This window comes from Chloroflexota bacterium (assembly GCA_026708035.1).
In the GTDB taxonomy this organism is placed as follows: domain Bacteria; phylum Chloroflexota; class UBA11872; order UBA11872; family UBA11872; genus JAJECS01.
The window spans coordinates 202,945-229,443 of record JAPOVQ010000001.1; the positions used below are offsets into that span (position 1 = coordinate 202,945).

The window sequence follows — 26,499 nt, forward strand, 5'->3', positions numbered from 1 at the left end:
CACGCCTCGTGCGAACCCGGAGTGGTCGGCGTGGGTGACTGAGTTCGCCCCAGTCGCCCGATAGTCGAAAGGTTTCGGACAATCCGCTCCGTGGCACGTGCGAGCTCCGGGAACGACCAGTCCGAAGGCGTCACGCGCTACGCCACCTGGGCCGCGCGCATGGTTGTGCTGGCGGCGTTCTTCGATCTCTTCATGCAGTTCCCGATCATGGCGCCGCATGCCCGGGACCTCGGCGCGTCGGCCACGTTGGTCGGGGTGATCGTCGCGGCCTACTCGGTCACCAACCTCTTCGGCAACTTGGCCGCCGGGTTCGTCCTCGACCGATGGGGGCGCCGGCTGCCAGTGCTTCTCGGCTTGGGAATCACGGCGCTGGCCGTCCTTAGCTACGCGGTGGTCCGCTCGCCCGAGCAGCTTCTGGCCGCGCGAGCGATCCACGGCCTTGGGGCGGCCGCGCTCACGCCGGGGGCCTTCGCCATCCTGGGAGACCGCGCCGTGACCGAGCGGCGAGCGCGGGCGATGGCGCTTGCCGGCGCCCTGATCGCGATCCCGGCCATGATCGGACCGCCGGCCGCCGGGCTGCTTCGCGACGCGTGGAGCGCCAATGCCGTGTTCGTGGCCGACGCCGCCTTCGTGATGGCCACGCTCATCATCTTTGCGACCACCTCGCGCGGGGCATGGCGCCCGGCGGATTCACGCACCGTCGCAAGCAGCGCCGAGTCACTGCCCGCCCTGTGGCGCAGCCGCCTGTTGTGGTCGGCCTATGCCGCCCAGTTCGCCATCACTGTCGGCGTCGGCGTCCTGGTGACGCACCTGCCCCTCGTGCTGGAAGACCAGGGCGAGACCGCCGCGCGGTCCGGCGTCAGCTTCGCGATCTACGCGCTGGTGTCGATGCTGGTGATGGCCAGTCCCATCGGGGGCGCGAGCGACCGCATCGGACGATTCATTCCGTTGATCGTTGGACTCGTTGGCGTTGCAGCCGGACTGGCCGTGGTGGGAACGTCCACCGGCTACACCGGGATCGCCATCGGAATGGCAGTCTTCGGCCTCGGGTACGGGCTCGTATTTCCGGCGGCGGCGGCATTGGTTACGGAAGCCACGGGCGCCAGGAGCCGCGGGAGGGTGTTCGGGGTCTTCTATGCGGTGTATTCGCTGGGCGTGGCCGCCGGTGCGGCCGGCAGCGGGCGACTGGCCGGGCAATTCGACGACATGGTCGGTCTGCCGTTCTTCGCGGCGGCCGTGGTCGTCCTGGCTGCGCTGCCCATCGTCGCGACGCTCAGGTATGCGACGCAATCGCGGGGGTGACCGGGTAGTCAGCCCATACCGGGGTCGAGGAGGACGACTGCACGCACGCTCGACGCCGACCCGAGACTAGACATACCAGGGCAGCATCGGCTCGACGGCTAGCACCAGGAACACCAGCGCGAGGTAGACCAGCGAGAACTTGTAGGCGTTCAACGCCTGCTTGGAGCCGGCGCCGTTGCGCAGGGGCCAGGAGGCGCGCAGCCAGTAGGCGCCGAGCAACGTCGCCGCAAGGGCAAACGCCAGCCCGCCGTAGCCGGCGGCCAGCGGCAGCCATGCCAGGGCCGTGAGCAGCAGGATGTACAGCATGATCTGCACGGCGGTATCGCGTGGGCTGGCGACGGCTCCCAGCATCGGAATCCTGGCCGCGCTGTAGTCATCGCGCAGCACCAGCGACAGCGTCCAAAAGTGCGGCGGGGTCCAAAAGAACACAAAGGCGAACATGTAGAGGCCGACAGCGTCGATGTGGCCTAAGACGGCGGCCGCGCCAATCAGCGGCGGGAACGCGCCGGCGGCGCCGCCGATCACGATGTTGTTCCACGAACGGCGCTTCAGCAGGACGGTGTAGACGAGCACATAAACCGCGGCCGCCGCGAGCGTGAGCAGCGCGGCGAGGAGGTTGGTGGTGACTGCGAGGGCGACGACGGCGATCGCCACCAGCACGAGCCCGGCGATGACCGCCGCTGCCGGGCGGACCCGACGCGACGCCACCGCACGTTCGCGGGTGCGACGCATCTTGGCGTCGATGTCGGGCTCCAGACCCTGGTTGATGAGATTGGCCCCGGCGGCGGCCACGGCGCCGGCGAGCACCACGGCCAGCAACACCGCGGGCTCGGGGCTGCCGGCGGCGGCCCTCCAGACCCCGGCGGCAGCCGTGAAGACGAGCAGCAGAACGATTCGGGGCTTGGTCAGCGTGAAGAGGTGGCGAGCCAGCGCGGCCATCAGCGCCGCCGCGGCTGCAGCGCCAGGCCGAAATGGATCACCACCACCCACCAGAGCAGGGTGGCGAGCGCCAGATGCAGCACGCGCAGCTCGGGATAGAGGCCGATGGCGATGGACGTGACGCCGACGGCGAACTGCGCGGCTGATACGAGGCCTGCGGCCAGGCTCAAGTTGAAGGCAAGACCGATTCCCGCGCGCCGCCAAACCTGCCAGGCGGTGAAGAAGAACGTCAGCAGAAGCGCCGAGGCCGCGGCCCGATGCAGCATGTGCAGGGTCAGGTTCTCCGCACCCACGCTTCCGTCGCAAAGCGGCAGCGTGGGGCAGCCGGCGCTGGAGTTGGTGCCCACGATGGAGCCGCCGACCAGCACTACGAACGCGGTCGCCACCAGCAGCGCCCGCGTGCGACGAATCCCGGGCAGCGCCGCGCGGGTCCAACCCAGCGCATGCAGCGCACCAATGGTCAGCAGGGCCAGCGTGAGCAGGGAAAAGGTGAGATGGGCCAGGCGAACCATGCCGTGAAGCTCGGTGAGCACGGTGGCGCCGCCGAGCCCGGCTTGGGCGACGATGGCCGCCAGCGCCCACAGGAGCAGGCGGTTGGTTAATGGCTCAAGCGTCCGAGCGCGGAATGCGTACCAGGCGGCTACCGCGGTGGCGAGCATGGTGACGCCGGCGTAGACGCGGTGACCGAACTCGATGGCGGTGTCGCCCTCGAGCTCAGGGACGATTACGCCTTCGCACAGCGGCCAGTCGGGACAGCCCAGGCCGGCCCCGGACACGCGCACCCAGGCGCCGTAGGCGATGAGGCCGATGGTGAGCACCGACGCGGCGAAGGCCCATTGACCGGCGCGGCGCACATGAATGGCGAGCGGAATCTCCGAGGCGTTCAAGGGGCGCTGCGCTTCTACCGGGCCTGCGATGACACCAGGACCAGCACCGCGAGCAGCAATGCCGGAAGCAGCGTCCACGAGATCTCGGCGGGCCGGCCGCCGACGACGCTGCGGGCCGCCGTGGACCGCACGCGCATGCGCAGCGCGGTGACGACAACGGCGGCCTGGACGACCGCCAGGATTCCGACGACGAGCCAAAAGCCAAGGGTGTGCATCAGGGCAAGCGTAGCGAGCCGGCGCCGGTCGTGGCGGCCGACAACCGCAAGGGCCGGGGCGCACGGTACAAGCGGGAGCGCCGCAGGTCGAGGATCGGGTGGCAGCCGTTCACCGCGAGGGCGCGCCTACTACTTGACGAGGCGGGTTTCTGGGTAGAACGCGGCCCATGCGAACCAGAAATGATTGGCGTGGACGACCGGCGGCAGTTGAATGCCTTCCAAGGCTCCTGCCACCGCCTCGCCGGCGATCGACCAGGTTGAACCGGTTTCGCGGTCGGTGAAGGCTCCGTCCCCAGGCTCAAAGGTCAGCGTGCGGCCGGCGACCTCGCGCCCAAACGCCACCCCTGACCCCACGGCCTTCGCATCGGCGATGGCGCGAGCGTCCAGCGCGCTGGCCGTTTCCGGCGACCAGAACACGACAACCGGCAGGCCGCCCACCACGTCGTTGACCACGCCGACGCTTTGCAGGTGGGTAAAGGCGTAGGCCACAGCCTCGCCGCCGATTTCAATGGCCACGACGCGCTCCCCCGACCGCAGCCGGTCGTCCAACTCCCCGCGAAACAGAAACGGGCTGCCGCGGGCCGCGTCGTAGCCGGGATAGGGATTGCGACCGTAGTCGCGGCGGAAGCCCGTGTCGCGCCCCAGGACCATTCCATTGGGAAAGGACGCCTTGAACTCCCCGTATCCGATGAGCTGCGAGGGCAGCGGGTCGAGAAAGTACCCGGCCAGGTCGCCCACGATGCCCTCGCCGGTGAGCTGCTGCCACCAGGTCTCCGTCAGGTCGTCCCACATGATCAGGTCGCTGTTGCGCAGGTTGCCCGACACGCCGAAGCGCATGGTGGCCCCGAGCACCTCGCGGTCGAACACCAACGCTGAGTTGCACAGCGGGCAGAAGGTCACGGCGACGGGTCGGCCCCCGACCACGTCGTTCGCGATCTCGTGCCAGGTCAGGATCTGGAGCGGATAGGCGCGAGTTTCGCCGTTGGCGCCGAAGACCACCACCGGCTCGCGGTCGTCGAGCCAGGCGTCCGCCTCGGGCGCGGCGACGAACGTGGGCGCGTCGATGGGCGGGATGCCGTCGCGCGGTACGCCGCCGGAGAGAATCTCCCCGTAGGACACCACGCTGAGATCGAAGTTCGTCTGCCATCCGCCCGACCGCCAGATCTCGATCTGTCCCCGGTGGTGCGACTCGGGCGCGATCAGGCGCGGCTCGCGCCGAGCGACGACGCTTCCCGGAAGGGTTATGGCCCCGTCGGCCAGCACGACATCGGCGGCCTGTATCGGCGTCGCCGTGGGGGATGGCGCCGGGGTGGCTGGCGGGGTCGTCGGCGCGGCGGTGGGCGCCGGAGTCGTCGGTGCGACAGTGGCCCGTGGAAGCATGTCGACCCGGGTGGCGGTCGGCGGAGTCGGGGAGGCCGTCGGCGGTGTTGGGGCTTGGGTTGCCGCAGCGGCAGTTGCAGGCGCCGAGGTCGGCGCGGCCGGGCTTGGGGATGGGGTGGACCCGTCCTCGGCGGTCAACGCCGACTCGCCGCAGGCGGTCAGCAGCGCCGAAGCGCCGCCCACGGCGATAACCGTGGCACCGCGCAGCAACTGGCGGCGGCTGAGGCTGGCTGTTCTTGTCATACCGCGCTCGTGGATCGTGGTGGAGACCATCCCGTTCTACCGACCCTACGTCTGCGGTGGCGTTACGGTTGGGAAGAACTCAGACACAAATCCGGTAGCACAGTCACCAGGATCCATCGCGCTGCGGCTAAACGCACCTTGTCACCTACGTGACTCCCAGCCCCAACTGACACTCGCGGAACCTCGACTTTGCTGAGCGCTTTCCTTCCTGTGCCGACTGGGACTTGTGACGATTTGCTGCGGAGCTGCGATACCCTCGGCTACCCAACCGCCCAGCCTAGTTGCGCTGCATTCATTTCGCCCGATCCTTCTCATATCGGTCGACAATCTCGCGGTGCACGACCGCCACAAGCTTGGCTGGTGCATCCATCACGTCTTTAGGTGACAGCCAATCTCGCGATATCCTCTCAACGGTATTCTCGATCCTTACGCAAGCAAAGGGCAATGTGACGGTCGGATCCATTCGCTCGTATTTTAGATAAATCTGGTGGTCGATTGTCCTCGGAAATGCCTGGTAGAAGTCTTGGTATAGCGAGATGCGTTCATCGGTTTTCTGTTTAACGACAAAGGCTGCGAAATCTGCCGCGCTCTGTTCCAGTGGTCGGAAATGCACCACTATTTCAGGGAAGCCAGGAACTCTCCATTCCTCAGTCTTGTTTGCTCGACCAATCCGACCCTCTCGAATCAAATTTTCCCGTATACGAACACCTCTTCTGAGCAATCTCTCCTGCAATCCTGTGAGAGTGAAGCGGAATCCCTTCTCTCTGTTACAGGACGAGCAAAGTAAAGCAAGATTGTGGAAATCGCTCGTGCCCCCATCGTCCGTCGGGCGTATATGATCGATCTCAAGCAACTCAGGACGCTCAAGGAGATCAATGCTACACCCTTGGCAATAGGGTCCAAACTTGGCAATTAGCTCCGGGTGGTGTCGGCGCAAGCCGCGAAGATTCAGGGGCGGATACTTAGCCAGGACCTTTTGCGGGTGCAGAGGTGGCAGCTGGCCCTGTCGGGCAATTTGGTCGCTATACATGACTTCGACATTAGGGGGCCAAGTCACAGATTCTCGAATGAGAGCAAGGGTTTTCTGGGTCGAGGCAAGGATCCTTCGGTTTTCTTCGAGGGTGGGAGCAATGGCTCGATGAGCAGCCTCAACAGAGGCTGCGATTGCACGGAATTCGTGTGGATCAAGCAGATTCACTGCGAGTCTGGTGCGTGAGACATCGGGACAGTGAGATTCTAGCCGATTAGCGCTTGCCAGACTTCCCGGCCTTGCAGCAAGTCGGTCTTCTGCGCTTGTGGATGAGCGTAGTGCGACTAGTTCCGGGGACGGTTGGTGATGTGCTTGCAGAAGTCGCGAAAAACGGCGCGGACGGCACCAGCTCGACCCCCCGCGCGGCGCCGACGGACCGCAGCGGCGTCTCGATGGCGAGGTCCAGCGTCATCATGCGGCGCGGGCACGTGGCGCATGCGCCGGTGAGTTTCAGACGTACGTAGCCGTCCGGCGTGGCGCCCAGGTAGCGCAGCCCGCCGCCGTCGACGGCCATCTGCCTGGCGGCATGCTCCAGGACTTGCGCCACCGCCGGCGCCGCGCCGATCACCACGCCCGCGCCTCCGCCGAGTGAAACGTATCCACGCCGCCCCGCAGTGAGCCGTCCGGCCCGGCCAGGATCGTCACCGGGCTGGCGAACGCCGACTGTTCCGGATACGGCGGCACTTGCACGTCCCAGCCGCGCGCCCGCAGGTCCTCGTGCACCGCGTCGCCCAGGCGGGCGTCGGCCGTGACCCAAGGCGTGCTGGCGTCGATGCGCGGCGCGTCGATGGCCTCCTGCGCGCCCATTGCGTGGTCGACGACGTGGGAAATGATCTGCGAGACGCAGTTGGTGATGCGGCGTCCGCCGGACGCGCCCACCGCGAGCAGCGGTTGTCCATCCCGCGTAACGATGGCGGGCGTCATATTGCTGAGGCCGAACGAGCGGGGCCGCAGGGAGTTTGGGCGTCCCGGCCGCGGGTCGAACCACCACATGCCGTCGTTCCAGCAGATGCCGGTGCCGCGCGGCACGATCTCCGCGCCCCAGGCCCCGCCCAGCGTGTTGGTCAGCGACACGAACGTGCCGTCGCCGTCCGCCGTACACAAGTGCGTGGTGGAGGAGTCGCCCTTCAGGCGCTCGATCTCGCGGTCGGCCGCCATGTAGGCCCAGGGATCGCCGGCACCGGCGGACGCGGGCGCATGCCGCAGATCGATCGACTTGGCCTGCGCCGCTGCGTGCTCTTTGCCGACCAGATCCGCCCACGGCGCGTCGACGAAGTCCGGATCGCCCATGTGAATGAAGCGATCGACCTGCGCCAGTCGCAATGCCCAGATGTAGGCGTGCAGACGGTCCGCATCGACCTGGTTCCCGGCTCCGTCGTACGCCTGCTCGAACACGTTGAGCGTGCCGGCAGTCGTCGGCCCCGCGCAGCCTGGGCCGGGCGTGACGACGGTGGCATCGCGATAGGACGTTTCGAGCGGCTCCATCGCCCAGGCGCGGTACTGGGCCAGGTCATCGCGGCGCAGCGCGCCGCCGTTGGCCACGCAGTCGTCCGCGATGGCCTTGGCCAGGTCGCCACGGTAGAAGACGTCCGGTCCGTCGCGCGCTATGGCGTCCAGGCTGTCGGCCAGGTCGGGCTGCACCAGCAGCGGCTGCTCGCCCACGTCGGCTCGGGGCGGTCCGCCGTCGGCGTAGTAGACGCGCCCCAACTCCGCGCGGCGCTGCCCGGCGGCAGCGTGGCGGCCCATTTGCAGCAAATCGAACCACGTCAGCCGCGACCCGCGGCGCGCCAGCTCGACCGCCGGCACCACCAACTCCCGCCACGGCAGGCGGCCATGTCGCTGGTGCAGCAGCGCCAGTCCCGCGACGGCGCCCGGAATCGACATCGACGACCAGCCGATCAAGTTCGCGTCATCGACCACTCCCGGCCACAGGAAGGCGCCGAGGGCCCCCCGGCCGTCCAGCGGATACCGATCGGGCGTGGCCAGGGCGGGCGACTGCATGGGAAAGGCCACCACGTCGGCACCGGCCGGTCCGGCCACCACGCAATACCCACCGCCGCCGATGCCGCTCGACCACGGCTCGGCCACGCCGACGGCGAAGGCCGCGGCCACCGCCGCGTCAACAGCATTTCCACCGGCCTGCAACGTGTCCAAGCCAATCGCGCTGGCCTCCGGATGCTTGGTGGCGACCAGACCGCGCGACCCTTCGACCTCCGACTTTTGCATCGAGACCTGCGTGCGCGTTGGATTCATCAGGCCACCACCGATTCCGAGAACAGCGCGCTCACCGATTCGCCGGTATGGATACGCCGGATGGCCTCGGCCAGCAGGGGAGCAACGGGCAGCACGCGAATCTTGCCCTGGGGCCGGCCCGGCTCCAGCGGAATGCTGTCGGTCACCACCATCTCCTCGAGCGGCGACGCCTCCACGATGTCGTAGGCCTCGTCGGTGAACACCGGGTGCACGCAGGCAGCGTAAACGGCCCGCGGCTCTTGCTTCACGATTTCACGCAAGCCCTCACGTATGGACTGCCCGGTGACTACCTCGTCTTCCACGTAGAGCACCGTGCGTCCGCGCACGTCGCCGACCAGCCCGCGAATCATGACCTCGGCCGTGAGCGGATCGCGAAACTTGTCCAGCACGGCCAGCGGCGCTCGCAGCCGCCGCGCGCACTCGCTGGCCGTCTTGATGCGGCCGGTGTCGCCCACGACCACCAGATCGTCGAATCCCAGGTCTTCGAAGTATTGGGTGAGCAGCGGCATGCCGCTCAAGTGGTCGCTGGGGATGCTGAAGAATCCCCCGATTTGCTCGGCGTGCAGGTCCAGCGTGAGCACGCGGTTGGCGCCGGCGGTGGCCAGCAGGTCGGCGACCAGGCGCGCCGTGATTGCCACCCGCGGCTGGTCCTTCTTGTCGGACCGCATGTAGGGGAAGTACGGCACGACGGCCGTCACCCGCGCGGCCGAGGCGCGGCGCAGGGCGTCGATCGTGATGAACAGCTCCATCACGGACTGGTTGACCGGCGGGCGCGAGGTTTGGACCACGAATACATCGGCTTCGCGCACGTTTTCCAGCACGCGGACAAACGTGTTGTCGTTGCCGTACTCGAAGGTCTCCATGGCGCCGGGTTCGCAGCCCACCTCGCGGCAGATTCCCTCGGTCAGCGCGGGATGCCCGCGGCAGCCGAAGACCATCAGCCCGTTGTCGTGCATGCTCAAGCGCCTTCCGTGGAGAGCCACCGGTCAGCGGATCGGGTCGTAGCAGACGGTGACCGGGACGGGACTCTGGCGCAGCACGTGCGTCGCGGTGAATCCCAGGTCGCACTCGTGCTGTCCCAGGAAGCGATGCGTGCCGACCACGATCGAGGCCGCGTCGTGGCGCAGTGCGGCCGCGATGATGGCCGTGGAAGCCGCGCGCGCCTGGCACACCTCGGTTTCCACCTTCACGCGGCGATCACCCACGTGCTTCTGCGCGGTTGCCAAGATGGCCTCAGCCCGCACCAGCGCCTGTTCATCCGACGTTTCCAGCGGTTGCTGATGACCGACCTCGATTACATGGAGCAGCAGCAGCGAGCGCCGGTGCCGTCGCGCCAGCAGCGCGGCCGTGCTGGTGACGATTTCGTCCATGTGCCCACCGTTGACGGCCGCCGCAACCGGTCCCTGGCCGTCTTCGTCCACGCTGGCCGGCGCCGCCTACCCGGCGGCCGCCGCCACCGCCTCGTCCTCGACGGCCGGGCCCAGGATCGCCGTCCGCACCGCCTGGTCGACTCGTTCCGCCAAGTCCGCGTTTTCGCGCAGGAAGGTCTTGGCGTTTTCGCGTCCCATGCCGAGCCGCGTGCCGTCGTAGGAGTAGTGGGCGCCGCTCTTGGTGAGGATTCCCTGCTCGACGCCGAGGTCCAGCAGGTCGCCTTCGCGGGAGATGCCGGTGCCGTACATCATGTCGAACTCCGCCGTGCGGAACGGCGGCGCGACCTTGTTCTTGACCACGCGCACCCGTGTGCGAGCGCCCACGCTCTCGGTGCCAACTTTGATCTGTCCAATGCGCCGGATATCGAGCCGCACCGAAGAGTAGAACTTCAAGGCGCGCCCGCCGGGCGTGGTCTCCGGATTGCCGAACATTACGCCGATCTTCTCGCGCAGTTGGTTGATAAAGATGACGATGGCGCGCGAGCGATTGATGTTGGCCGTGAGTTTGCGCATGGCCTGCGACATGAGCCGAGCCTGCAATCCCACCTGCATGTCGCCCATGTCGCCCTCGATTTCGGCACGCGGCACCAGGGCCGCCACCGAGTCCACCACGATGATGTCCACGGCGTTGCTGCGCACAAAAACATCGGTAATCTCCAGCGCCTCCTCGCCGGTGTTCGGCTGCGAGACGATGAGATCGGCGATGTTGACGCCGAGTTTCTCGGCATAGGCCGGGTCCAGCGCGTGCTCCACGTCCGTGAACACCGCCGTCCCGCCCGCCCGCTGCGCTTCGGCCACCGCGTGCAGCGCCAGGGTGGTCTTGCCGGAGCTCTCCGGGCCGAAGACTTCGACCACGCGGCCCCGCGGGAGCCCGCCCACGCCCAGGGCAAGATCGATGCTCAATGAGCCGGTGGAGACGACCGGAATGGGGTCGCGGGCCTGGTCGTCCATGCGCATGACCGCGCCGGCGCCGAACTTGCGCTCAATCTGCGCAATGGCGGAATCGATGGCGCCCGAGCGCTCGTCAGACATGGGTTTTCCTCCCGGAGCACGAGGCGCTCGCCGCGCCGCGTCATGGTAACCGAGGGGCCGCGCCGAGGCATCCGCCGCAACCGGCCTGGGTTCCCCCTCATCCTGTCCTTCTCCCACCAGGGGAGAAGGGAATCCACGCCGCCCGTACCCGCTTCAGTCCGGTCCGATCCTTTGTCGTTCGCTGGGGTCCGGCCCCCTCTCCCTCGATGGGAGAGGGTTGGGGTGAGGGTGACACTCCGGAATGCCTGTCGGCGGAATTCGAGTGACCCACAACCCTCTCCGGTTGCCGTCCCCGTGGCGGCGGGCTAGCTTGCAGCACGGCTCCGAATCCGAGGCCCTTGCGATGCTTCCGACGACGATGACCGCCGCCGTGCTCCACGGCCCCGGCGACTTGCGTATCGAAACCCGTCCCGTCCCCAACGTCGAGCCCACGGACGTGGCGGTGGACGTGGCGTTTTGCGGCATCTGCGGCACCGACCTGCACTACTGGGACGGCTGGACCTTCGACGCCTGGCTCCCCAACTACGACCAGCCCTGGGTGCCGGGCCACGAGTTCACGGGCACGGTGGTGGCGGTCGGCGGCGAGGTGCCGGACCTATCGGTCGGCGACCGCGTGGTGGTCGAGCCGCGCACGCCCTGTCAGACCTGTGCGCCCTGCCGCAAGGGCATCACGAATTTCTGCACCAGCATGCGCGGCATGCGCGGCAGCGGGGCCTGGGCCGAGTACACCGTGGTGGACTATCGCAACGTCGTGCGATTCCCGAAACACCTGGACCCGCAACTCGTCAGCCTCACGGAGCCGCTAGGCTGCGTGCTGCGCGGGTTCGACCGCATCGACATCACCGCCGGGGATTTCGTGTTCGTGGCCGGGGCCGGACCGATCGGCCTGCTGGCCATGCAGATGGCCAAGCACAGTGGCGCCGCGCGAGTGCTGGTGAGCGAGCCGCACCCCTCGCGCCGGGACCTGGTGGCGGAGCTAGGCGCGGACGCCATCCTGGACCCGACCACCGACGATGTACCCGCGGCGGTGCGCGACGCCACGCGCGGACTTGGGGCCGACATCTGCATCGAGGCCGCCGGCGTGAATCCGGCGTTCCAGGCCTGCATCGACAGCGTGCGCGACAGCGGCACGATCCTGGTGCTGAGCCTGGCCAACCCGGAGGCGACGTTCGACCTCAAGCCCTACGACCTGTTCTCGCACGAGCTGCGGATCGTGGGCAGCAACACACGGCTCAACACGTTCCAGCGCGCACTGGACCTCGTGCCGCTGCTGGACCTTGAGCCCATCGTGACCGAGGTGCTGCCCCTCACGGAGGCCGTCAACGGCGTGCGCCGCGCCAAGGCCGGCGAGGGCGGGAAGATCGTGCTGGACTGTCGCGGCGGGAACTGACCCGATCAGCCCGGATAGTCGATAGCGATCACCACGCCGGCGACGATTTCCTCGACCTGGTCGGCGTCCAGCGCGCCGATCCGCTCAATAAACCGCTCAGTTGACACGCTGCGCACCTGCAAGAAGTCGGCGGCGGACTCCGCATCCAGGCCATTCCGGTCATCTACCGGAATTCGGAGCTTGTTGATTCGGTCGGCGAACTCCGGTCGCCAGGTTGTCAGCGGAACGATGATCCGAAGAAGGGCTACGTCGAATGCCGGCGAACTCACCACCACGACCGGACGGTCGCGCTGCAACTCGGCTCCTACGGCACGAGGCAGGCGAACCAGCCACACTTCGCCGCGTGAGGGTGAGTCATTCGCCACGGCTCGCTCGGCGGCTAGTGAATCGGGTCAGACAGCGTCGCGTCCCACGCGTCAGTCACATCAGGTTCGATCGCGATCCGCGCCCGGCGCAGCACACGATGGCGCTCCTCGGGTGGACGACGCGCTAGGTCGCGAAGGGACCCCTGAAACGTGCTCGGCTGTTCGCCGTCTTGACCGGCGTCCGAGTCGCTAACGTCCGCCGCCGTCTGCACCATTCCTACTGCCTCGCTGGTGAATTTCGATTGCCAAGCTCGGATTGACGAATCTCCGACGGCTTCGCCCACTTGTCAACCTATGCGAATCGATGTCCGGTGATGATCAGCCGACGCCTACAATGCTCGGCGGCGGAAGACGGCCGGAAGAGGCCCACACATGTCATTTGAAGACCGCCTGACCGAACTCGGCATCGAGCTGCCGGACGCGCCGCGGCCGATGGCTAGCTATGTGCCGGCGGTGCGGAGCGGATCACAGCTTTGGATAGCGGGGCAGCCGCCGGGTCCGGATTGGGGCGGCGGTCAGATTGGGCGGGAGTACACGATCGAGCAGGGCGCCGCCGCGGCTCGAGCCGCCGGGCTCAACATCCTGGCCCAGGTGCGGCAGGCGGCCGGATCGCTGGACCGCGTGCGCCAGGTCATCAAGGTCGTGGGATTCGTCAACGTGGCGCCCGGAATGGATCAGGCCCACCGGGTGGTCAACGGCTGCTCGGACCTGATGGTGGAAGTCTTCGGCGACGCGGGCCGCCATGCGCGCTCCGCCGTGGGCACGAGCACGCTGCCGATGAACATTCCGGTGGAGATCGAGGCCGTTTTCGAGTTGGATGGGTAGCGGCCGCCCAACCCACGAGCAAGGGCGGTTCGCGAACCGCCCCTACCCGTGGGTCATTAGATTCAGTGGCCGCTAGATTCCCGCCTCCGCGTAGACCCGGACGGGCGGGTCTGAGACCCGCCCCTACCCGAAGCACCCGGCACGCTTTCTGGTTTGACCGGGCTGGATTCCGGCTTTCGCCGGAATGACGGATGGGTTACGAACACGGTCCCCTTAAGCAGGAACGGCCCGCTCGACGGCGGACCGTTTCTGCGTCTCCGAACATCAGGCCCGCGACCGCTGGCCGCGGGCGAAGACTCGCGCTAGCTCGCGCGCACCTTCTCTGTTCGGGGACCCTTCGGACTGGCATCGCCCATACAGATCACCCCCTTCGCGTTTCGGGATATTCCGGCCGGCAGCCGGTGCCCGTTATGCGGGAAGTGTACGTCACGGCGCCGATGGCGTCGCGAGAGGGTCGTGGGTCGTATTGATTCTGGCGGCACGCGGTCGACGTGGGAACCCCCCTCACCCTAACCCTCTCCCTCGGTGGGGAGAGGGGATCGGACGAGCGCCGCGGGCAGGAAAACTGTCGGGGGCTGGGTTCGGACCCACCCGACGCCATACATCCGGCGCGCTACCAGGATCGCCCGGACTGGATTCCGGCCTTCGCCGGAATGACGGACATACGGCCGCCCAATTCCTCCCGAGTGGCCAGCGATCGCTTCGTCCTACGACTGTGGTCCCTGCCCGCCAATGCCCCACAGCTCATGGCTCGGCTCCCGGGCCATGAGGCGTTCGCCGGCCTCGGACACCGGCATGCCCTCGAATAGCACGACGTTCATCAACTCAACGATGGGCATTTCCACCCGCAGACGTTGGGCGAGCCGCAGCGCCCCGCGCGCCGCTTCCACCCCCTCGGCAACCATCACCATCTGCGCGGTGATTTCGTCCAGCGGACGTCCCTGCGCCAGCTGGCTGCCCACGTAGTGGTTGCGGGATTTGGCGCTGCTGCACGTGGCAATCAAATCGCCCACGCCGGCCAGGCCGCAGAACGTCAGGGGATTCGCCCCGGCGGCAACCCCGAGGCGGGTCATCTCGGCGAGCCCCCGCGTCATCAAGACCGCCTTGCCGTTCTGGCTCGCGCGCAGGCCGTCGGCCATGCCCGCGCCGATGGCGATGACGTTCTTGAGCGATCCGGCCAGCTCGACGCCGATCACGTCGTCGCTGGTGTAGGCGCGGAACCACGGTGCGCGCAATGCCCGCTGGACCGTCCGCGCGACTTCCGGGTCCGCCGACGCCACGACCGTGGCCGCGGGCTCGCGGGCGGCGATTTCACGCGCGAAGTTGGGACCCGAAACCACGGCGAATTGATCGGTCAATTCCCCGCCCACCAGCTCGGCCATGGCCTCCGAGACCCGCGCGCCCGACGGTGGGTCCAGGCCTTTGATTCCACTGACCAGGATGGCCTCGGGCGGCAACCAGCGCCCCAAGCGCTCCAGGTTTTCCGCCAGCCGCCGCATCGGAACGGCGAGCACTACCACCTCGGCGCCATCCAGCGCCGTCGCGGCGTCGTGGGTGATGGTGAGCGTATCGGGCAGCGGAATCCCGGGGAGGAAGCGCGTGTTCTCGCGCCGGCGCGCCATGGCGTCGGCCTCGATTGGGTCGTGAACCCAGAGCACGCACGCGCCGCCAACGTCGGCGACCAGCGCCGCCAGCGTGGTGCCCCAGCTCCCTGAACCGATGACGGTGACGCGCGTCGGAGTGCCCTCGATGATTGTCATTGGCCGCCCCAGTGTAGGCGTGGGCGGTCGCCTGGCACGGCGCGCGGGCCTGTTGGGCATCCAGGTCGCACCGCGTTAGCCTTGCCAGAGCCGGACGGAAATCCGTACGGCGGCACTCAGGAATCAGCATGGACCAGCCCACGACGGATGTGCGCGAGGCGCTGCGCACGATTCAGGACCCGTTTCTGGGCGCGGCGTTTAGCGAATACAACCTCGCGCGCGACGTACGGGTCACCGACGGCGCCGTCGCGCTCGGCCTGGTGCTGCCGGTACCGCTTGGACCGGTCAAGCAGTCGCTCGATGCGGCTGTTCGCGAGCGGCTGGCCGGGTTGCCGTGGGTGAGCAGCATCGACATCGACTGGTCCAGCAACATCACCGCGAACTCCGGCTTCGGCCAGTCTGGTCAGCCGCTTCAGGGCGTGAAGAACACCGTGGCCGTGGCCAGCGGCAAGGGCGGCGTCGGCAAGTCGACTTTGGCAGTGAACTTGACCGTCGCGCTGCACACCATGGGTGCCCGAGTGGGAATTCTCGACGCCGATATCTACGGCCCCAACGTGCCCGGCATGCTTGGCGTCGACGGGCGTCCCATTCTCGCCAACGACAAGATTCAGCCGCTCTACGGCTATGGCGTGCCCGTGATGTCCATGGGGTTCCTGGCCGACGAGGGCACCGCCATGATCTGGCGCGGTCCGATGGTGGCGCAGGCCCTGCGGCAGCTCATTGAGGACGTCGACTGGGGCCAGTTGGACTACCTGATCGTGGACCTGCCGCCCGGCACCGGCGACGCGCCGCTGTCCCTAGCGCAAATCCTGCCGTTGGCCGGCGCGGTGATCGTGAGCACCCCGCAGGAAGTGGCGCTACAGGACGTGCGTCGCGGCATTGCGATGTTCGAGAAGCTGCGCGTGCCGAACCTCGGCGTCGTCGAGAACATGTCCTACTTCGTCTGCGGCAACTGCCAGGAGCGGCACGAGATATTCGCCCACGGCGGCGCCGCACGTGCCGCGGAGACGGCCGGGGTGCCGCTGCTGGGCGAGATTCCGCTGGACCCGAGCATCCGCAGGGGTGGCGATCAGGGCCGCCCGCCCGCCGCGTCCGGGGCCGACGATGCGCTCGGGTCGGCGTATTTTGACGCCGCGCAGCACGTGACGGCCCAGTTGAGCCGCCTCAACGCCTCCAAGCCGGAGCCGCTTCCGGTTCTCTAGTCCGTCCGGGCCGCAATGGAGCCGCCGCTACCGTAGCGACAACCCAGCAGCAGCGGGCACGATGGACAGTCCGGTGTCGAGCGGCAGTGCGCCTTGCCCAGCCGCACGAACAGCCCGTGAGCCTCGGCGAGCTGCCAGGCATCCGTCGGCAGTGCCGCGAGGAGCAGCGCGCGCAGCGCTGGCCGCGGCACGTCCTTTGGAATGACGCCCAGCCGCTCCAGGGCCCGCTGCGTGTAGGTGTCGACCACGAAGCTCGGCTGCCGCGCCGCGTAGAGCAGGATGGCGTCCGCGGTTTCCGGTCCGACGCCCCAGATGCCGAGCAGCTCCCGCCGCAGCGGATCCGGCGGGGTGCGGAGCATGCGGTGCAGATCGCCGTCATGCGCATCACGCACGTGCGTGGCGAAGGCGTGCAGCTTGGCCGTCTTCTGGCGGAAGGACCCGCTCGGGCGCACCAGCTCCTGGCAACTGAGCTCGTCCAGGTCCAGGATGCCCTCGACCGAGAGCGCACCGGCGGCTCGAAGGTTTTCGATTGCCTTGGCGGCGCCGGTCCAGGCCGTGTTCTGCACCAGCAGCGCACCGGCGATCACCTCGAAGGGGTCGGTATCGGTCCACCATCGCTGCGGGCCGAAGTGGTCCGCCAGCGCGTCCAGTAACGGCTCGAGCCGGTCGGCCAGCTCCGCCGGCGCGGGGAGGGTCACTCGATGCGAATGACGCTATGCACCGGGTGGTCGTCGATCTGCGCCCGTCCGTTGAGGAACACGAGCTCGATCAGGAACGCGCTGCCGATGACCGCAGCGCCGAGCTCGCGCACGAGCTGCACGGCCGCGACCGTGGTTCCTCCGGTCGCCAGCAGGTCATCCATCACCACCACGCGATCACCGGCTTGCAGCGCGTCGCGGTGGATTTCCAGCGCGTCGCTGCCGTATTCCAACTCATAGGTGATCTGATGGGTCGCGGCGGGCAGCTTCCCCGGCTTGCGCACCGGCACCACCCCGCAACCCAACTGCACGGCCGCAGCCGCCGCAAACAGGAAACCGCGCGCCTCGACCGCCACCAGCGCGTCGGGCGGCGCGTCACGGTAGGGCGCCACGAGCTGGTCGATCGCTTCGCGCAATGCCTCTGGATGCCGCAACAGCGGCGTGATGTCCTTGAACATGATTCCCGGCTTGGGGAAATCCGGGATGTCACGAATGAACCGTTCCAGGTCCATGCGCATGGCCTCCTACCTGACCGCCCGCGGACGGCGTCTCACAAGGGTTCTGGGGCGGCATCATGGCACGCCCCCAGCGACCTCCCGCGTCCGGCGTATACTCTGGCGCCAACGGACCCGCGCTGAGGACTTGCATGCCGGCCTACACCTACGAATGCGAAAAGTGCGGCGACGTGTTCGATATTCGCCGCAGCATGACGGACGAGAGCCCCGTCGTTTGCACGTCCTGCCGGAGCAAGCGTGTGCGCCGCATCTACCACGCGCTGGCCATGGTCGGGGCCTCGTCGTCCGGCAGCAGTGAGTCGCCGCCCGCCTATAGCGCGGGGGCAAGCTGCTGCGGCGGTTCCTGCGGCTGCTAGCTCCGACGCCCTAGCACGTTAGCGGCGGGGCGCTGCCTCCGTCTGGGCATACCGCGCGCCGTTGCCAATGACCGTGGCGATGTTGTGTGGCGTATCCCACGTGCAAGGGAACGATGTGCAGCCGTTGGGCGTACTCTCTTCAGGACGGTGCCGCGCCGTCTTCCACCGAAGGAGCTGGAGATGTTGAACCGTGCAAGAGTGACCCTAGCCATCGCCATCCTGGCGCTGGCGGCGGTTATCGGCAGCGTTGCCGTCGTGGGCGCGGATTCAGACGAGACATCCTACCTGGAGCCGCCGCGCACCCTCTCGGTGAATGGCGACGGCACGGCGTCGGCCGCTCCCGATATCGTCGATATCCAGCTCGGCGTCGAGACGATCGACGAAGATCCGAAGACCGCCATCGACGACAACACGTCGACGATGCAAAGCGTGATCGAGGCGCTGACCGATCTGGAAGTCGCCGAGGACGACATCCAGACGCGCAGCTTCAACATGTGGGTCGAGCAGATTTACGACGAAGACGGCCCGACCGGTCGATTCCTCTACCACGTGGTCAACCAGATCTCGGTGCGCGTGCGGGACATTGACCAGACCGGCGACGTGCTGGGCGCGGCGCTGGCGGCCGGCGCGAACACCGTGCGCGGCATCTCCTTCGGCGTGGAAGACACGCAGTCGCTGGAAGAGGCCGCGCGCGACGCTGCCGTCGACAACGCCATCGCCAAGGCCGAGCAGCTGGCCGAGCGGCTGGGTGTCGCGGTCGGCAGCCCGCGGTATATCGCCGAAATCTCCGGCGGCTTCCCCGACTCGGTCCGCGTCGAGCGAGCGGTCATGCTGGAGACCGCCGGCGGGAGCGTTCCGGTGTCGCCCGGCGACTTCACGGTTCGCGTGTCCGTGAACATCATCTTCGACATCGAGCTGCCGTACGAGGACGGCGACTCGGAGGAGGAAGAGTCCGAGGAGAGCTAAGGTGCCTCAAAACAAGTCAGGACCCATGGCATCAATTGCCCCCAATCCGTTCGAGAGCCCCTTCGACAAGCTCAGGGCGAACGGATTGGGGGCGGGCCACTGGCTGCAGTCAGCCCAGCCTCAGCGGCCGCCGGACCTGAAGAAGCGGTAGACATCCGCCAGCTCGGCGGTGCGCCGCGCTGGCGGCAGCGAGTCCAGCACCAGGTCGCCGTAGCGGCGGGTGGTCAGCCTGCGATCCAGGATGGCCACCACGCCGCGGTCCTGGCTCGAGCGAATCAGCCGGCCCACGCCTTGCTTGAGCAGCAGTGTGGCGCGCGGCAGGGCGAACTCGCCGAACCAGTTCCGGCCCTCGGCGCGCAGGCGGTCGGTGCGCGCGGCAATGACGGGATCGTCGGGCACGGCAAACGGCAACCGCGTGATGATGACCAGGCTCAGCGCCTCGCCCGGCACGTCGACGCCCTCCCAGAACGACCGCGTGCCGAAGAGAACGGCGTTGCCGGCCGCGCGGAACTGGTCGAGCAGTACCGGCGTGGGCGCCTGGCCCTGGCGCAGCACGGGAAACGCGAGCCGGCCCGAAAGCCGGCGCCAAGCGTCGCGCAGCGCCCGGTGGCTGGTGAACAGGCAAAACGCGCCGCCGCCCGAGGCCTGCACGAGCGCCTCGATGCGGGCGGCGACGGCGGCTGCGTAGACCTCCGAGGCGCCGCCGCCCGCCGGCGGTTCGGCGACGTCATGCGGCAGATACAAGAGCGCTTGGCGCCGATAGTCGAACGCCGGCTCGGTCACCATCCCCTCGGCGCCGGCCAGGCCCAGTCGATCGGCCGTGTAGTCAAACGAGCCCCCGACGGTGAGCGTGGCCGACGTGCCGATCACCTGCCGGCGGTCGGCCACCAGCCGCTTGAAGGTCGAAGCCACGTCGATTGGGGCGGCGGTCGCGACGATGCCGCGTTCGTCGGACCGCTCCGCGTAGTGCACCCAATCCGGGTCGCCGACGCGAAAGACTCGGTCGGCGTCCATCGCCAGCTCGCGCAGCCGGCGACTAAGCCAGGCGCCCTCCTCGCCGTCGGCAACCTCGCCTACCGCCTCGGCCAGGTCGGTGGCCAACTCCGCCAGCCGGATTCCGGCGGGGACCTCCTCCCGGATCGGCGATCGGCCGGCGCCCAACATGCGCTCGACCTGGGCAAATGCCGCCGTGGACGCTTCCAGCGCCGCCCGAATGGTTCCGGCGCGCCCGCGACCGACGGCGTCGATCACCCGCCGCGTGTTGAGCATGCGGGAGGCGCGGCCGGCGTCGATCTCCGCCGCGAAGACGGAGGTTGCCGCGTCCTCGAGCGTGTGCGCCTCGTCGAGCACCGCCGGCGCCCCCTGGGGCAGCGGCATGCCGGACCCGTCCTCGTCGCCCACCGACCGCAGCTTGGCGTCCACCAGCACCAGATGGTGATTGGTAATCACGATCTGGGCGTCGGCGGCCTGCGTCCGCGCCTTCTCGGCCCAGCACTCGCGCACGAAGGGACAGAGGCGTCCCTCGCAGGTCTCCGTGCCGCGGGTCAGCGCGGCGCGCAACACCGGCGTCGCGCCCTCGCCCAACTCGTCCATGTCGCCGCTGGTGGTGCGGTCGGCCCAGGCCCGAACTTCAGGCATGTGCCCCACGACCGCCGCGTCGGGCATTTGCGCCTGCGCATCCAGCGACAGCAGGCAGAGATAGTTGGCCCGACCTTTCAAGCGCGCCACGGTCGGCGACACGCCCGTGAGGCGGACGGCCAGCGGCAAGTCGTGGAACCAGAGCTGATCCTGCAACGCCTTGGTAGCGGTGCTCACGATCGCCTGCGACTTGGCGCGCAGCAGCGGCGCCAGGTAGGCCAGCGATTTGCCGGTGCCGGTGCCGGCCTCGACGAGCGCATGCTGTCCGGCGGCGAGCGCATCTTCCACGAACCCTGCCATCTGGAGCTGGCAGTCGCGGGTCTCGTATTCGGGGAGCAGCCTCGACAGGGCGCCGCCGGCGCCGAACAGTCGTTCGAGCGACCGCCGGCCGTCGGTCGGTCCGTTCACGCGGTTGCCGCTACGGGAGGATGCGAGTTGTGGCCGAGCCGCCGGCGATTGGCGTCGCCGCGAACGCCTCGGCGAAGTCCACGCCGGCCTGGAGTCCGCGATACGCCGACACCGTCTCGGCCGCCTCGGCGATGTCGATGCCCCGCCGCGTCAGGTACCAGTGCGCCAGCGCCTTGAGGTGCGCGATGGCCGCCTGCTTTGCGTCGATCGTGTCGCTCACGTCCACGTAGGTGTCGGGGGTGAAACCCTCGAACCATCGCGGCTGGTAGCCGAACACCGCGGGCGGCGCGTCCAGGGGGTCCTGGTCGGTGCGGGCGGTGGGCGCGGCGGCAAGGTGCGCGGCGTCGAGCGCCAGCCGCAAGACGTCGCGCAGGTCGTGGTGCGCGTCCACCGACGCCGGCGCGAGCAGGGCATTCGGCCGGAACTTCCGCACCACCTCGACCAGTTGCATTCGCGTCACCGCGTCGTTGGCCACGCTGAAGTCCGAGTGGCCGAACCAGAAACACTCCGCGCCCAGGGACCCGGCCGCAGCCTCCGCTTCGGCGCGATGCGCGTCGGCCTGCTCCCGCGGCGGCGCCTCATCGCCAACGCTGTTGCCGTTGCCCAGCGTGCAGATCGCCACCGCGCCACGCATGGCCACCACGCGCGCCAGCGTGCCGCCGCAGCACATCTCGGCGTCGCCGGGCGAAGCGGCCAGGGCGAGGATGCGCATGAGTCCCCCGTAGCGTGACGTGGTGAGAGTTTAGCCCGGCGCCTCAGGCGCTCCCGCCGCGTGCGGCAGAATTGACCTGCGCCGCAGCCGCGCCGGACTTATGCCCGATTCCACCGCCAATTTCTTCGACCAGGCCCGCGTCTACGTGCGCGCCGGGCGCGGTGGCGACGGCGTGGCGAGCTTCCGCCGCGAGAAGCACGTGCCGCTCGGCGGACCCGACGGCGGAGATGGCGGCCGCGGCGGCGACGTCATGATTCGGGGGCGCGAAAACTTACACGCGCTTACGCACCTGCAATACCGACATCGATTCGTCGCCGGCAACGGCGCGCCCGGCCAGCGCAGCCTGCGCCAGGGGCGGGACGGCAAGCCAGTGATCATCGACGTCCCGCTCGGCACCGTGGTGTATGACGACGCGGCCTCGCGCGTGCTGCACGATCTGGTTGAAGCGGGCCAAGTTGAGGTGGTCGCCCACGGCGGTTCGGGGGGACGCGGCAACGCGCGCTTCAAGTCGTCGCGCTTCACGGCGCCGGATCTTGCGCTGCGCGGCGCGGACGGGGACGAATGCCACCTGCGCCTCGAATTGGAGCTAATTGCCGACGTTGGGCTGGTTGGCGCGCCCAATGCGGGAAAGTCGTCGCTGCTGGCGCGCATCAGCGACGCCCGGCCGAAAGTCGCGCCGTACCCCTTCACGACGCTGCAGCCCGTATTGGGCGTCGTCGCGGCCAGCGACACGCACGTGGTCGTCGCCGATCTGCCGGGGCTGATCGAGGGCGCCAGCGAGGGGGCAGGTCTCGGCGCGCAATTCCTGCGCCACGCCAGGCGTTCACGGGTGCTCATTCACGTCGTTGACGGCTCGGGCCTGGAGCGACCGCCGATCGAGGCCTTGGACGCCATCAACCATGAGCTGGCAAGCCACGGCGCCGGATTGGAGACGCGGCCGCAGATCGTGGTTTTCAACAAGATCGACCTTGCCGAATCTCGCGTTGAGTGGAGCGCCTTTGCCGCGGAGTGCCGCGAGCGCGCCTGGGAGCCGGTGGCGGTGTCCGCGGCCACCGGCGAAGGAATTCCGACGCTGATTCAACGCGCGCTGGGCGCGCTGGCCGAGGCGCGCGAGCCGGAGCGTCCCCAGCCGACGGCCCCGCCGGTGCTGCGCCCCGAGCCGGTCCATGAGGCCCCGCGGCTGTTTCGTCGCGAGGACGGGGCCTATGTCATCCGCGACCCGACGCTCGAACGGTTGGCGCGGCAACTCAATCTCAACACTCCCGACGCGGTCGACTACTTCCAGCGCCGGCTCGACCGCAGCGGCGTCACCGCGCGCCTCGAAAAGGCCGGCGCCGAGCCCGGCGACACGGTGGTGATCGGCGAGTTGGAATTCGAGTGGGAGGCCGAGGGGCTGTGATAGCATCCCGCCATGGTGTTTTGTAGCCGAAACTGTCGCCCATCCCTGGGTGAAATCCGCGTCACTACCTAGCCCCCGCCATGTCGCGGCCAGCGTGCCGCGCCGCGGGGGCCGCGCCCGGCACTGCCGGGCGATTTTGTTTTCTCGGCGGGGTTCGGCCCGCTCTCTACCTGACCAAGGATCTCTCCCATGAACGACACGCTCTCTCGCATGCGGCATTCCGCCGCGCACGTGCTGGCCACAGCCGTGCTGGACGTTTTTCCGGACGCCGAACTCGGCATCGGGCCGCCCACGGATGACGGCTTCTACTACGACTTTCTGCTCCCGCGCGCGCTGACGCCCGAGGACTTGAAGCAGTTCGAAGCGCTGATGCGCAAGCACGTGGCGGCGGACTACCCCTTTGAGTACGCCGAGCATGAGCGCTCGGAGTTGCTGGAGCAGTTTCGCCAGGACGGCCAATCCTTCAAGGTCGAGCTGATCGACGACCTGGCGGCGGACGAAACGCTCAGCACCTACACGTCCGGGCCGTTCGTCGACCTCTGCCGCGGCCCGCACGTCGAGTCGACGGGTCAGATCGGCGCGTACAAGCTGCTGTCCATCGCCGGCGCTTACTGGCGCGGCGACGAGCGGCGACCACAGCTGCAGCGCATCTACGGCACGGCCTTTGCCACGCGCGCCGAGCTGAAGGCGCACCTGCAGCGGCTCGAAGAGGCCAAGAAGCGCGACCACCGCCTGCTGTCGCGCCAACTCGACCTGTTTTCCTTCAATCCGCTGGTCGGCGCGGGACTGGTGCTGTGGCATCCCAAGGGCGGGGTGATCCGCGAGACGCTGGAAGACTTCTGGCGCGCCGAGCACCGGCGCCGCGGCTACGACCTGGTGTATTCCCCGCACATCGGCCGCAAGGAGCTGTGGGAGACGAGCGGGCACACGCAGTTCTTTGCCGACGGGCTGTTCCCGGAGATGGAGCTGGAGAACCAGACGTTCATCAACAAGCCGATGAACTGCCCCTTCCACGTGCAGATTTTCGCGTCGGGCACGCGCAGCTACCGCGACCTGCCGCTGCGACTGGGCGAGCTTGGGTCGGTCTACCGCTACGAGCGCTCGGGCACGCTGCACGGGGCGTTGCGGGTGCGCGGCATGACGCAGGACGACGCCCACATCTTCTGCCGCCGCGACCAGTTCGTGGACGAGGTCAGCGGCGTCATCGACCTGACCCAGATGATTCTCGGCACGTTCGGGTTTTCGGACTACGCGATCGACGTGAGCGTGCGGGCCGACGACGACCGCGACAAATACGCCGGGGACGACGAGCTGTGGGAGCTAGCCGAGCAGGGACTCGTCGAGGCCTTGGATCGGCACGGCCTCAAATTCCGTCGCGTCCCAGGCGAGGCGGCCTTTTATGGGCCCAAGATCGATGTGCATCTCGTGGACGCCATCGGGCGCACCTGGCAGCTCACGACGATCCAGGTCGACTTCAATCTGCCGGAGCGATTCGACATCACCTACGAGGCCGCCGACGGCAGCCGCGAGCGTCCGGTGATGGTCCATCGCGCCATCATGGGGACGATCGAGCGGTTCACGGCCATCCTCATCGAGCACTTCGCCGGGGCGTTCCCAGTTTGGCTGGCGCCCGTGCAGGCCGTGGTGATCCCCATCGCCGACCGGCATGCGGAATACGGCCAGGGCGTGGTCGAGCAACTGCGGGCCGCCGGGCTCCGCGCGGAGCTTGACGCGCGGTCCGAGCGCATGAATCGCAAGATTCGCGACGCGCAGCTCCAAAAGGCCCCCTACATGCTGATCGCCGGCGACCGCGACATTGCCGCGGGGCACGTTTCCGTGCGTCTGCGCACCGGCGAGGACCTCAAGGGCATGCCCGTGGACGCCTTCCTGGACGCCGTGCAGCCGGTCGTCGCGTCACGCGCGCACGACACCCTCGGCTTCGATGCCGCCGACTAGCGGTGCTGACCGCGCGTCCGGAAGTGCCCCGGCGTTAGCGAGACCTTTTTCGGGCCTGGCGGTCGGCCGGGCCCGGCAACGGGTCAAGGAGGGCAGTGCCCGGGACCGATGAGCCAGCAGCCCGTCAACGTGCTTCGTACGGCTCGTCGCATGGCGTCCTATCTGCGCCCGCATTGGCGAGCGCAGCTGGGCGCCGTGCTGGCCTCCCTGGTGACGGTTGGCGCGGAGTTACCGACGCCGCTGCTCATCAAGGCGCTGGTCGACGATGTCGCGATCGGGGGCGACCTGAGCCTGCTGCCGCCGCTGCTCATCGCCATCGGCGCGCTGGCCATTGCAGGGTCGGCTGGCTACGTTGCCGCCAACTATCTCTTCACGAGCGCCGGCGAGCAGGCGGCCAACGTCCTGCGGCGAGCGCTGATGGACCAGGTGCTGCGCCTGCCGCTCGCCTACTTTCGCGGGCACCGCACCGGTGACACGGTGACCCACTTCACCGCCGACTCGGCCGCGATTGCCGAGGCCTACGAGCGCGCCTACGGCAAGGGGCTGTCCGCCGCCATCTCGGTGCTCGGCATCGTCATCGTGGTGGCGGTGATCGACTGGCGCTTCGGGGTGCTCGCCGCCATGCTGGTTCCGGTGTACATGCTGCTGCCGCGGCTTCGCCAAGGACACCACGTGCGCTCCGCGCAGCGCGTCCAAAGCGCCACCGGCGAGCTCGGCGGTCTGGCCACGGAACTCATTGCCGGCATGCGCGACATCCGCGCTTTCAATCGCCAGGCGTGGTCGCTCGAACGACTGCGGCGTCTGCTTCGCGAGTTGCGCGATGCGCGCGTGTATCAGGGCTTCGTTCGCGGCTGGACCTGGGTGACCACGACCATCTTCTGGATCGCCTACGCCGCGATCTTCCTCGTGCTGGCAGAGCCGATCTTCGGGGGCGAAGTGACGATCGGATTCGCGCTTGCGCTGGCGGGCTATCTCTCGTGGCTCAACCGAGAGGTGACCCCCATGACCATGTCCTACGTCGACCTGTTGCACGCCGTGGGCGCCGCGCGGCGACTCTTCGATTTTCTAGACACGCCGGCGGAAGACGACGCAGGCGATCGGAAGACACTGGCCGCGACCCGCGGCGATGTCGAGTTTCGCGGCGTCGGCGCGGCATACATGGCCGGTACACCAGTGCTGACCGACGTGTCGTTTCGCGTATCGGGCGGCTCAACGACGGCGATCGTGGGCCCGAGCGGCGCCGGGAAGTCGACCGTCGTCAACCTGCTGCTGCGCTTCCTCCAGCCAAGCGCCGGCGAGATCCGGCTCGACGGGCAGGACATCGGCGCCGCGAGCGCGACGGAAACGCGTCGGCACGTCGGCGTCGTGTTTCAGGATCCGGTGCTTTTTCACGGGTCCATTGCCGACAACATCGGGTTTGGACGCAATGGCATCGGCCGGCGCGAGGTCGCCCAGGCAGCCGACATCGCCGCCGCCACCGACTTCATCGAGGCCACGCGGGACGGATTCGACACCCAGGTCGGTGAGCGGGGTCTCCGACTGTCGGGCGGCCAGGCCCAGCGCATCGCCGTCGCGCGCGCCATTGCGGGCGATCCGCG

General features: G+C 68.3%; 25 protein-coding genes. 9 read left to right on the forward strand and 16 right to left on the reverse strand.

Going from position 1 to position 26,499, the window contains the following annotated elements; genetic code table 11:
* Positions 1–90: 90 nt before the first annotated feature.
* Positions 91–1,302 (forward strand): MFS transporter, encoded by a 1,212-nt coding sequence (locus tag OXG33_00900; protein MCY4112481.1) that lies wholly within the window; start codon positions 91–93, stop codon positions 1,300–1,302.
* A 66-nt stretch (positions 1,303–1,368) separates the two neighbouring features.
* On the opposite strand, the gene OXG33_00905 is transcribed toward OXG33_00900, so the two are convergent.
* From OXG33_00905 to recA, 10 genes are all read right to left on the reverse strand, one after another.
* Positions 1,369–2,241 carry a heme o synthase gene (locus OXG33_00905; protein ID MCY4112482.1) on the reverse strand — a complete coding sequence of 291 codons (873 nt, stop codon included), beginning with the start codon at positions 2,239–2,241 and terminating at the stop codon, positions 1,369–1,371.
* Positions 2,241–3,128 (reverse strand): COX15/CtaA family protein, encoded by an 888-nt coding sequence (locus OXG33_00910; protein ID MCY4112483.1) that lies wholly within the window; start codon positions 3,126–3,128, stop codon positions 2,241–2,243. Before OXG33_00910 ends, OXG33_00905 begins: the two co-directional genes overlap by 1 nt.
* Before the next feature lie 14 nt (positions 3,129–3,142).
* Positions 3,143–3,343, reverse strand: a complete 201-nt coding sequence (locus OXG33_00915) for a hypothetical protein (GenBank protein MCY4112484.1) — start codon at positions 3,341–3,343, stop codon at positions 3,143–3,145.
* A 129-nt stretch (positions 3,344–3,472) separates the two neighbouring features.
* Positions 3,473–4,966, reverse strand: coding sequence for a DUF3179 domain-containing protein (locus tag OXG33_00920; protein ID MCY4112485.1), 1,494 nt, complete (start codon positions 4,964–4,966; stop codon positions 3,473–3,475).
* Positions 4,967–5,258: 292 nt separating this feature from the next.
* Entirely contained in the window at positions 5,259–6,164 is a 906-nt protein-coding gene (locus OXG33_00925) for an HNH endonuclease signature motif containing protein (GenBank protein MCY4112486.1), read from the reverse strand.
* 46 nt (positions 6,165–6,210) lie between these two features.
* Positions 6,211–6,567, reverse strand: a complete 357-nt coding sequence (locus OXG33_00930; GenBank protein MCY4112487.1) for a NifU family protein — start codon at positions 6,565–6,567, stop codon at positions 6,211–6,213.
* Positions 6,561–8,249 (reverse strand): gamma-glutamyltransferase, encoded by a 1,689-nt coding sequence (locus OXG33_00935; GenBank protein MCY4112488.1) that lies wholly within the window; start codon positions 8,247–8,249, stop codon positions 6,561–6,563. Before OXG33_00935 ends, OXG33_00930 begins: the two co-directional genes overlap by 7 nt.
* Positions 8,249–9,205: a ribose-phosphate pyrophosphokinase gene (locus OXG33_00940; protein ID MCY4112489.1), complete on the reverse strand. Its 957-nt coding sequence runs from the start codon at positions 9,203–9,205 to the stop codon at positions 8,249–8,251. Before OXG33_00940 ends, OXG33_00935 begins: the two co-directional genes overlap by 1 nt.
* A 30-nt stretch (positions 9,206–9,235) precedes the next feature.
* Positions 9,236–9,670 (reverse strand): universal stress protein, encoded by a 435-nt coding sequence (locus tag OXG33_00945; protein ID MCY4112490.1) that lies wholly within the window; start codon positions 9,668–9,670, stop codon positions 9,236–9,238.
* A gap of 15 nt (positions 9,671–9,685) precedes the next feature.
* On the reverse strand, positions 9,686–10,711 hold the full coding sequence (recA, locus tag OXG33_00950) for a recombinase RecA (protein ID MCY4112491.1): 1,026 nt from the start codon (positions 10,709–10,711) through the stop codon (positions 9,686–9,688).
* Positions 10,712–11,054: 343 nt separating this feature from the next.
* Here recA and OXG33_00955 point away from each other — a divergent pair, with 343 nt between their 5' ends.
* Positions 11,055–12,101, forward strand: coding sequence for an alcohol dehydrogenase catalytic domain-containing protein (locus OXG33_00955; GenBank protein ID MCY4112492.1), 1,047 nt, complete (start codon positions 11,055–11,057; stop codon positions 12,099–12,101).
* A gap of 5 nt (positions 12,102–12,106) precedes the next feature.
* Here OXG33_00955 and OXG33_00960 read toward each other — a convergent pair whose 3' ends face one another.
* Positions 12,107–12,466 carry a type II toxin-antitoxin system PemK/MazF family toxin gene (locus OXG33_00960; protein ID MCY4112493.1) on the reverse strand — a complete coding sequence of 120 codons (360 nt, stop codon included), beginning with the start codon at positions 12,464–12,466 and terminating at the stop codon, positions 12,107–12,109.
* A gap of 372 nt (positions 12,467–12,838) precedes the next feature.
* On the opposite strand from OXG33_00960, the gene OXG33_00965 reads away from it, so the two are divergent.
* Positions 12,839–13,291, forward strand: coding sequence for a RidA family protein (locus OXG33_00965; GenBank protein ID MCY4112494.1), 453 nt, complete (start codon positions 12,839–12,841; stop codon positions 13,289–13,291).
* Between the two features lie 707 nt (positions 13,292–13,998).
* On the opposite strand, the gene OXG33_00970 is transcribed toward OXG33_00965, so the two are convergent.
* Complete coding sequence (locus tag OXG33_00970) at positions 13,999–15,051, reverse strand: NAD(P)-dependent glycerol-3-phosphate dehydrogenase (protein MCY4112495.1); 1,053 nt, start codon at positions 15,049–15,051, stop codon at positions 13,999–14,001.
* A 128-nt stretch (positions 15,052–15,179) separates the two neighbouring features.
* Between OXG33_00970 and OXG33_00975 the strand changes: the two genes are divergently transcribed.
* Positions 15,180–16,253: an Mrp/NBP35 family ATP-binding protein gene (locus OXG33_00975; GenBank protein MCY4112496.1), complete on the forward strand. Its 1,074-nt coding sequence runs from the start codon at positions 15,180–15,182 to the stop codon at positions 16,251–16,253.
* Here the strand turns inward: OXG33_00975 and OXG33_00980 are convergent.
* On the reverse strand, positions 16,250–16,951 hold the full coding sequence (locus tag OXG33_00980) for a hypothetical protein (GenBank protein ID MCY4112497.1): 702 nt from the start codon (positions 16,949–16,951) through the stop codon (positions 16,250–16,252). The two genes, OXG33_00975 and OXG33_00980, sit on opposite strands and share 4 nt — an antisense overlap.
* Entirely contained in the window at positions 16,948–17,463 is a 516-nt protein-coding gene (locus OXG33_00985) for an adenine phosphoribosyltransferase (protein ID MCY4112498.1), read from the reverse strand. Before OXG33_00985 ends, OXG33_00980 begins: the two co-directional genes overlap by 4 nt.
* Before the next feature lie 134 nt (positions 17,464–17,597).
* Here OXG33_00985 and OXG33_00990 point away from each other — a divergent pair, with 134 nt between their 5' ends.
* The gene (locus OXG33_00990) at positions 17,598–17,822 is read left to right on the forward strand and encodes a zinc ribbon domain-containing protein (protein MCY4112499.1); all 225 of its coding nucleotides are present in this window, start codon (positions 17,598–17,600) and stop codon (positions 17,820–17,822) included.
* A gap of 180 nt (positions 17,823–18,002) precedes the next feature.
* Positions 18,003–18,788 carry an SIMPL domain-containing protein gene (locus OXG33_00995; protein MCY4112500.1) on the forward strand — a complete coding sequence of 262 codons (786 nt, stop codon included), beginning with the start codon at positions 18,003–18,005 and terminating at the stop codon, positions 18,786–18,788.
* A 120-nt stretch (positions 18,789–18,908) separates the two neighbouring features.
* Here OXG33_00995 and OXG33_01000 read toward each other — a convergent pair whose 3' ends face one another.
* Together OXG33_01000 and OXG33_01005 are read right to left on the reverse strand one after the other, a co-directional pair.
* Positions 18,909–20,834, reverse strand: coding sequence for an ATP-dependent DNA helicase (locus OXG33_01000; GenBank protein MCY4112501.1), 1,926 nt, complete (start codon positions 20,832–20,834; stop codon positions 18,909–18,911).
* Positions 20,835–20,844: 10 nt separating this feature from the next.
* On the reverse strand, positions 20,845–21,546 hold the full coding sequence (locus OXG33_01005) for a PIG-L family deacetylase (GenBank protein MCY4112502.1): 702 nt from the start codon (positions 21,544–21,546) through the stop codon (positions 20,845–20,847).
* Positions 21,547–21,646: 100 nt separating this feature from the next.
* Between OXG33_01005 and obgE the strand changes: the two genes are divergently transcribed.
* From obgE to OXG33_01020, 3 genes are all read left to right on the forward strand, one after another.
* Positions 21,647–22,945, forward strand: coding sequence for a GTPase ObgE (obgE, locus tag OXG33_01010; GenBank protein ID MCY4112503.1), 1,299 nt, complete (start codon positions 21,647–21,649; stop codon positions 22,943–22,945).
* Between the two features lie 189 nt (positions 22,946–23,134).
* Positions 23,135–24,901, forward strand: a complete 1,767-nt coding sequence (thrS, locus tag OXG33_01015) for a threonine--tRNA ligase (GenBank protein ID MCY4112504.1) — start codon at positions 23,135–23,137, stop codon at positions 24,899–24,901.
* A gap of 108 nt (positions 24,902–25,009) precedes the next feature.
* Positions 25,010–26,499 (forward strand): ABC transporter ATP-binding protein (locus tag OXG33_01020; GenBank protein MCY4112505.1); only part of this gene is annotated, 1,490 nt, incomplete at its 3' end.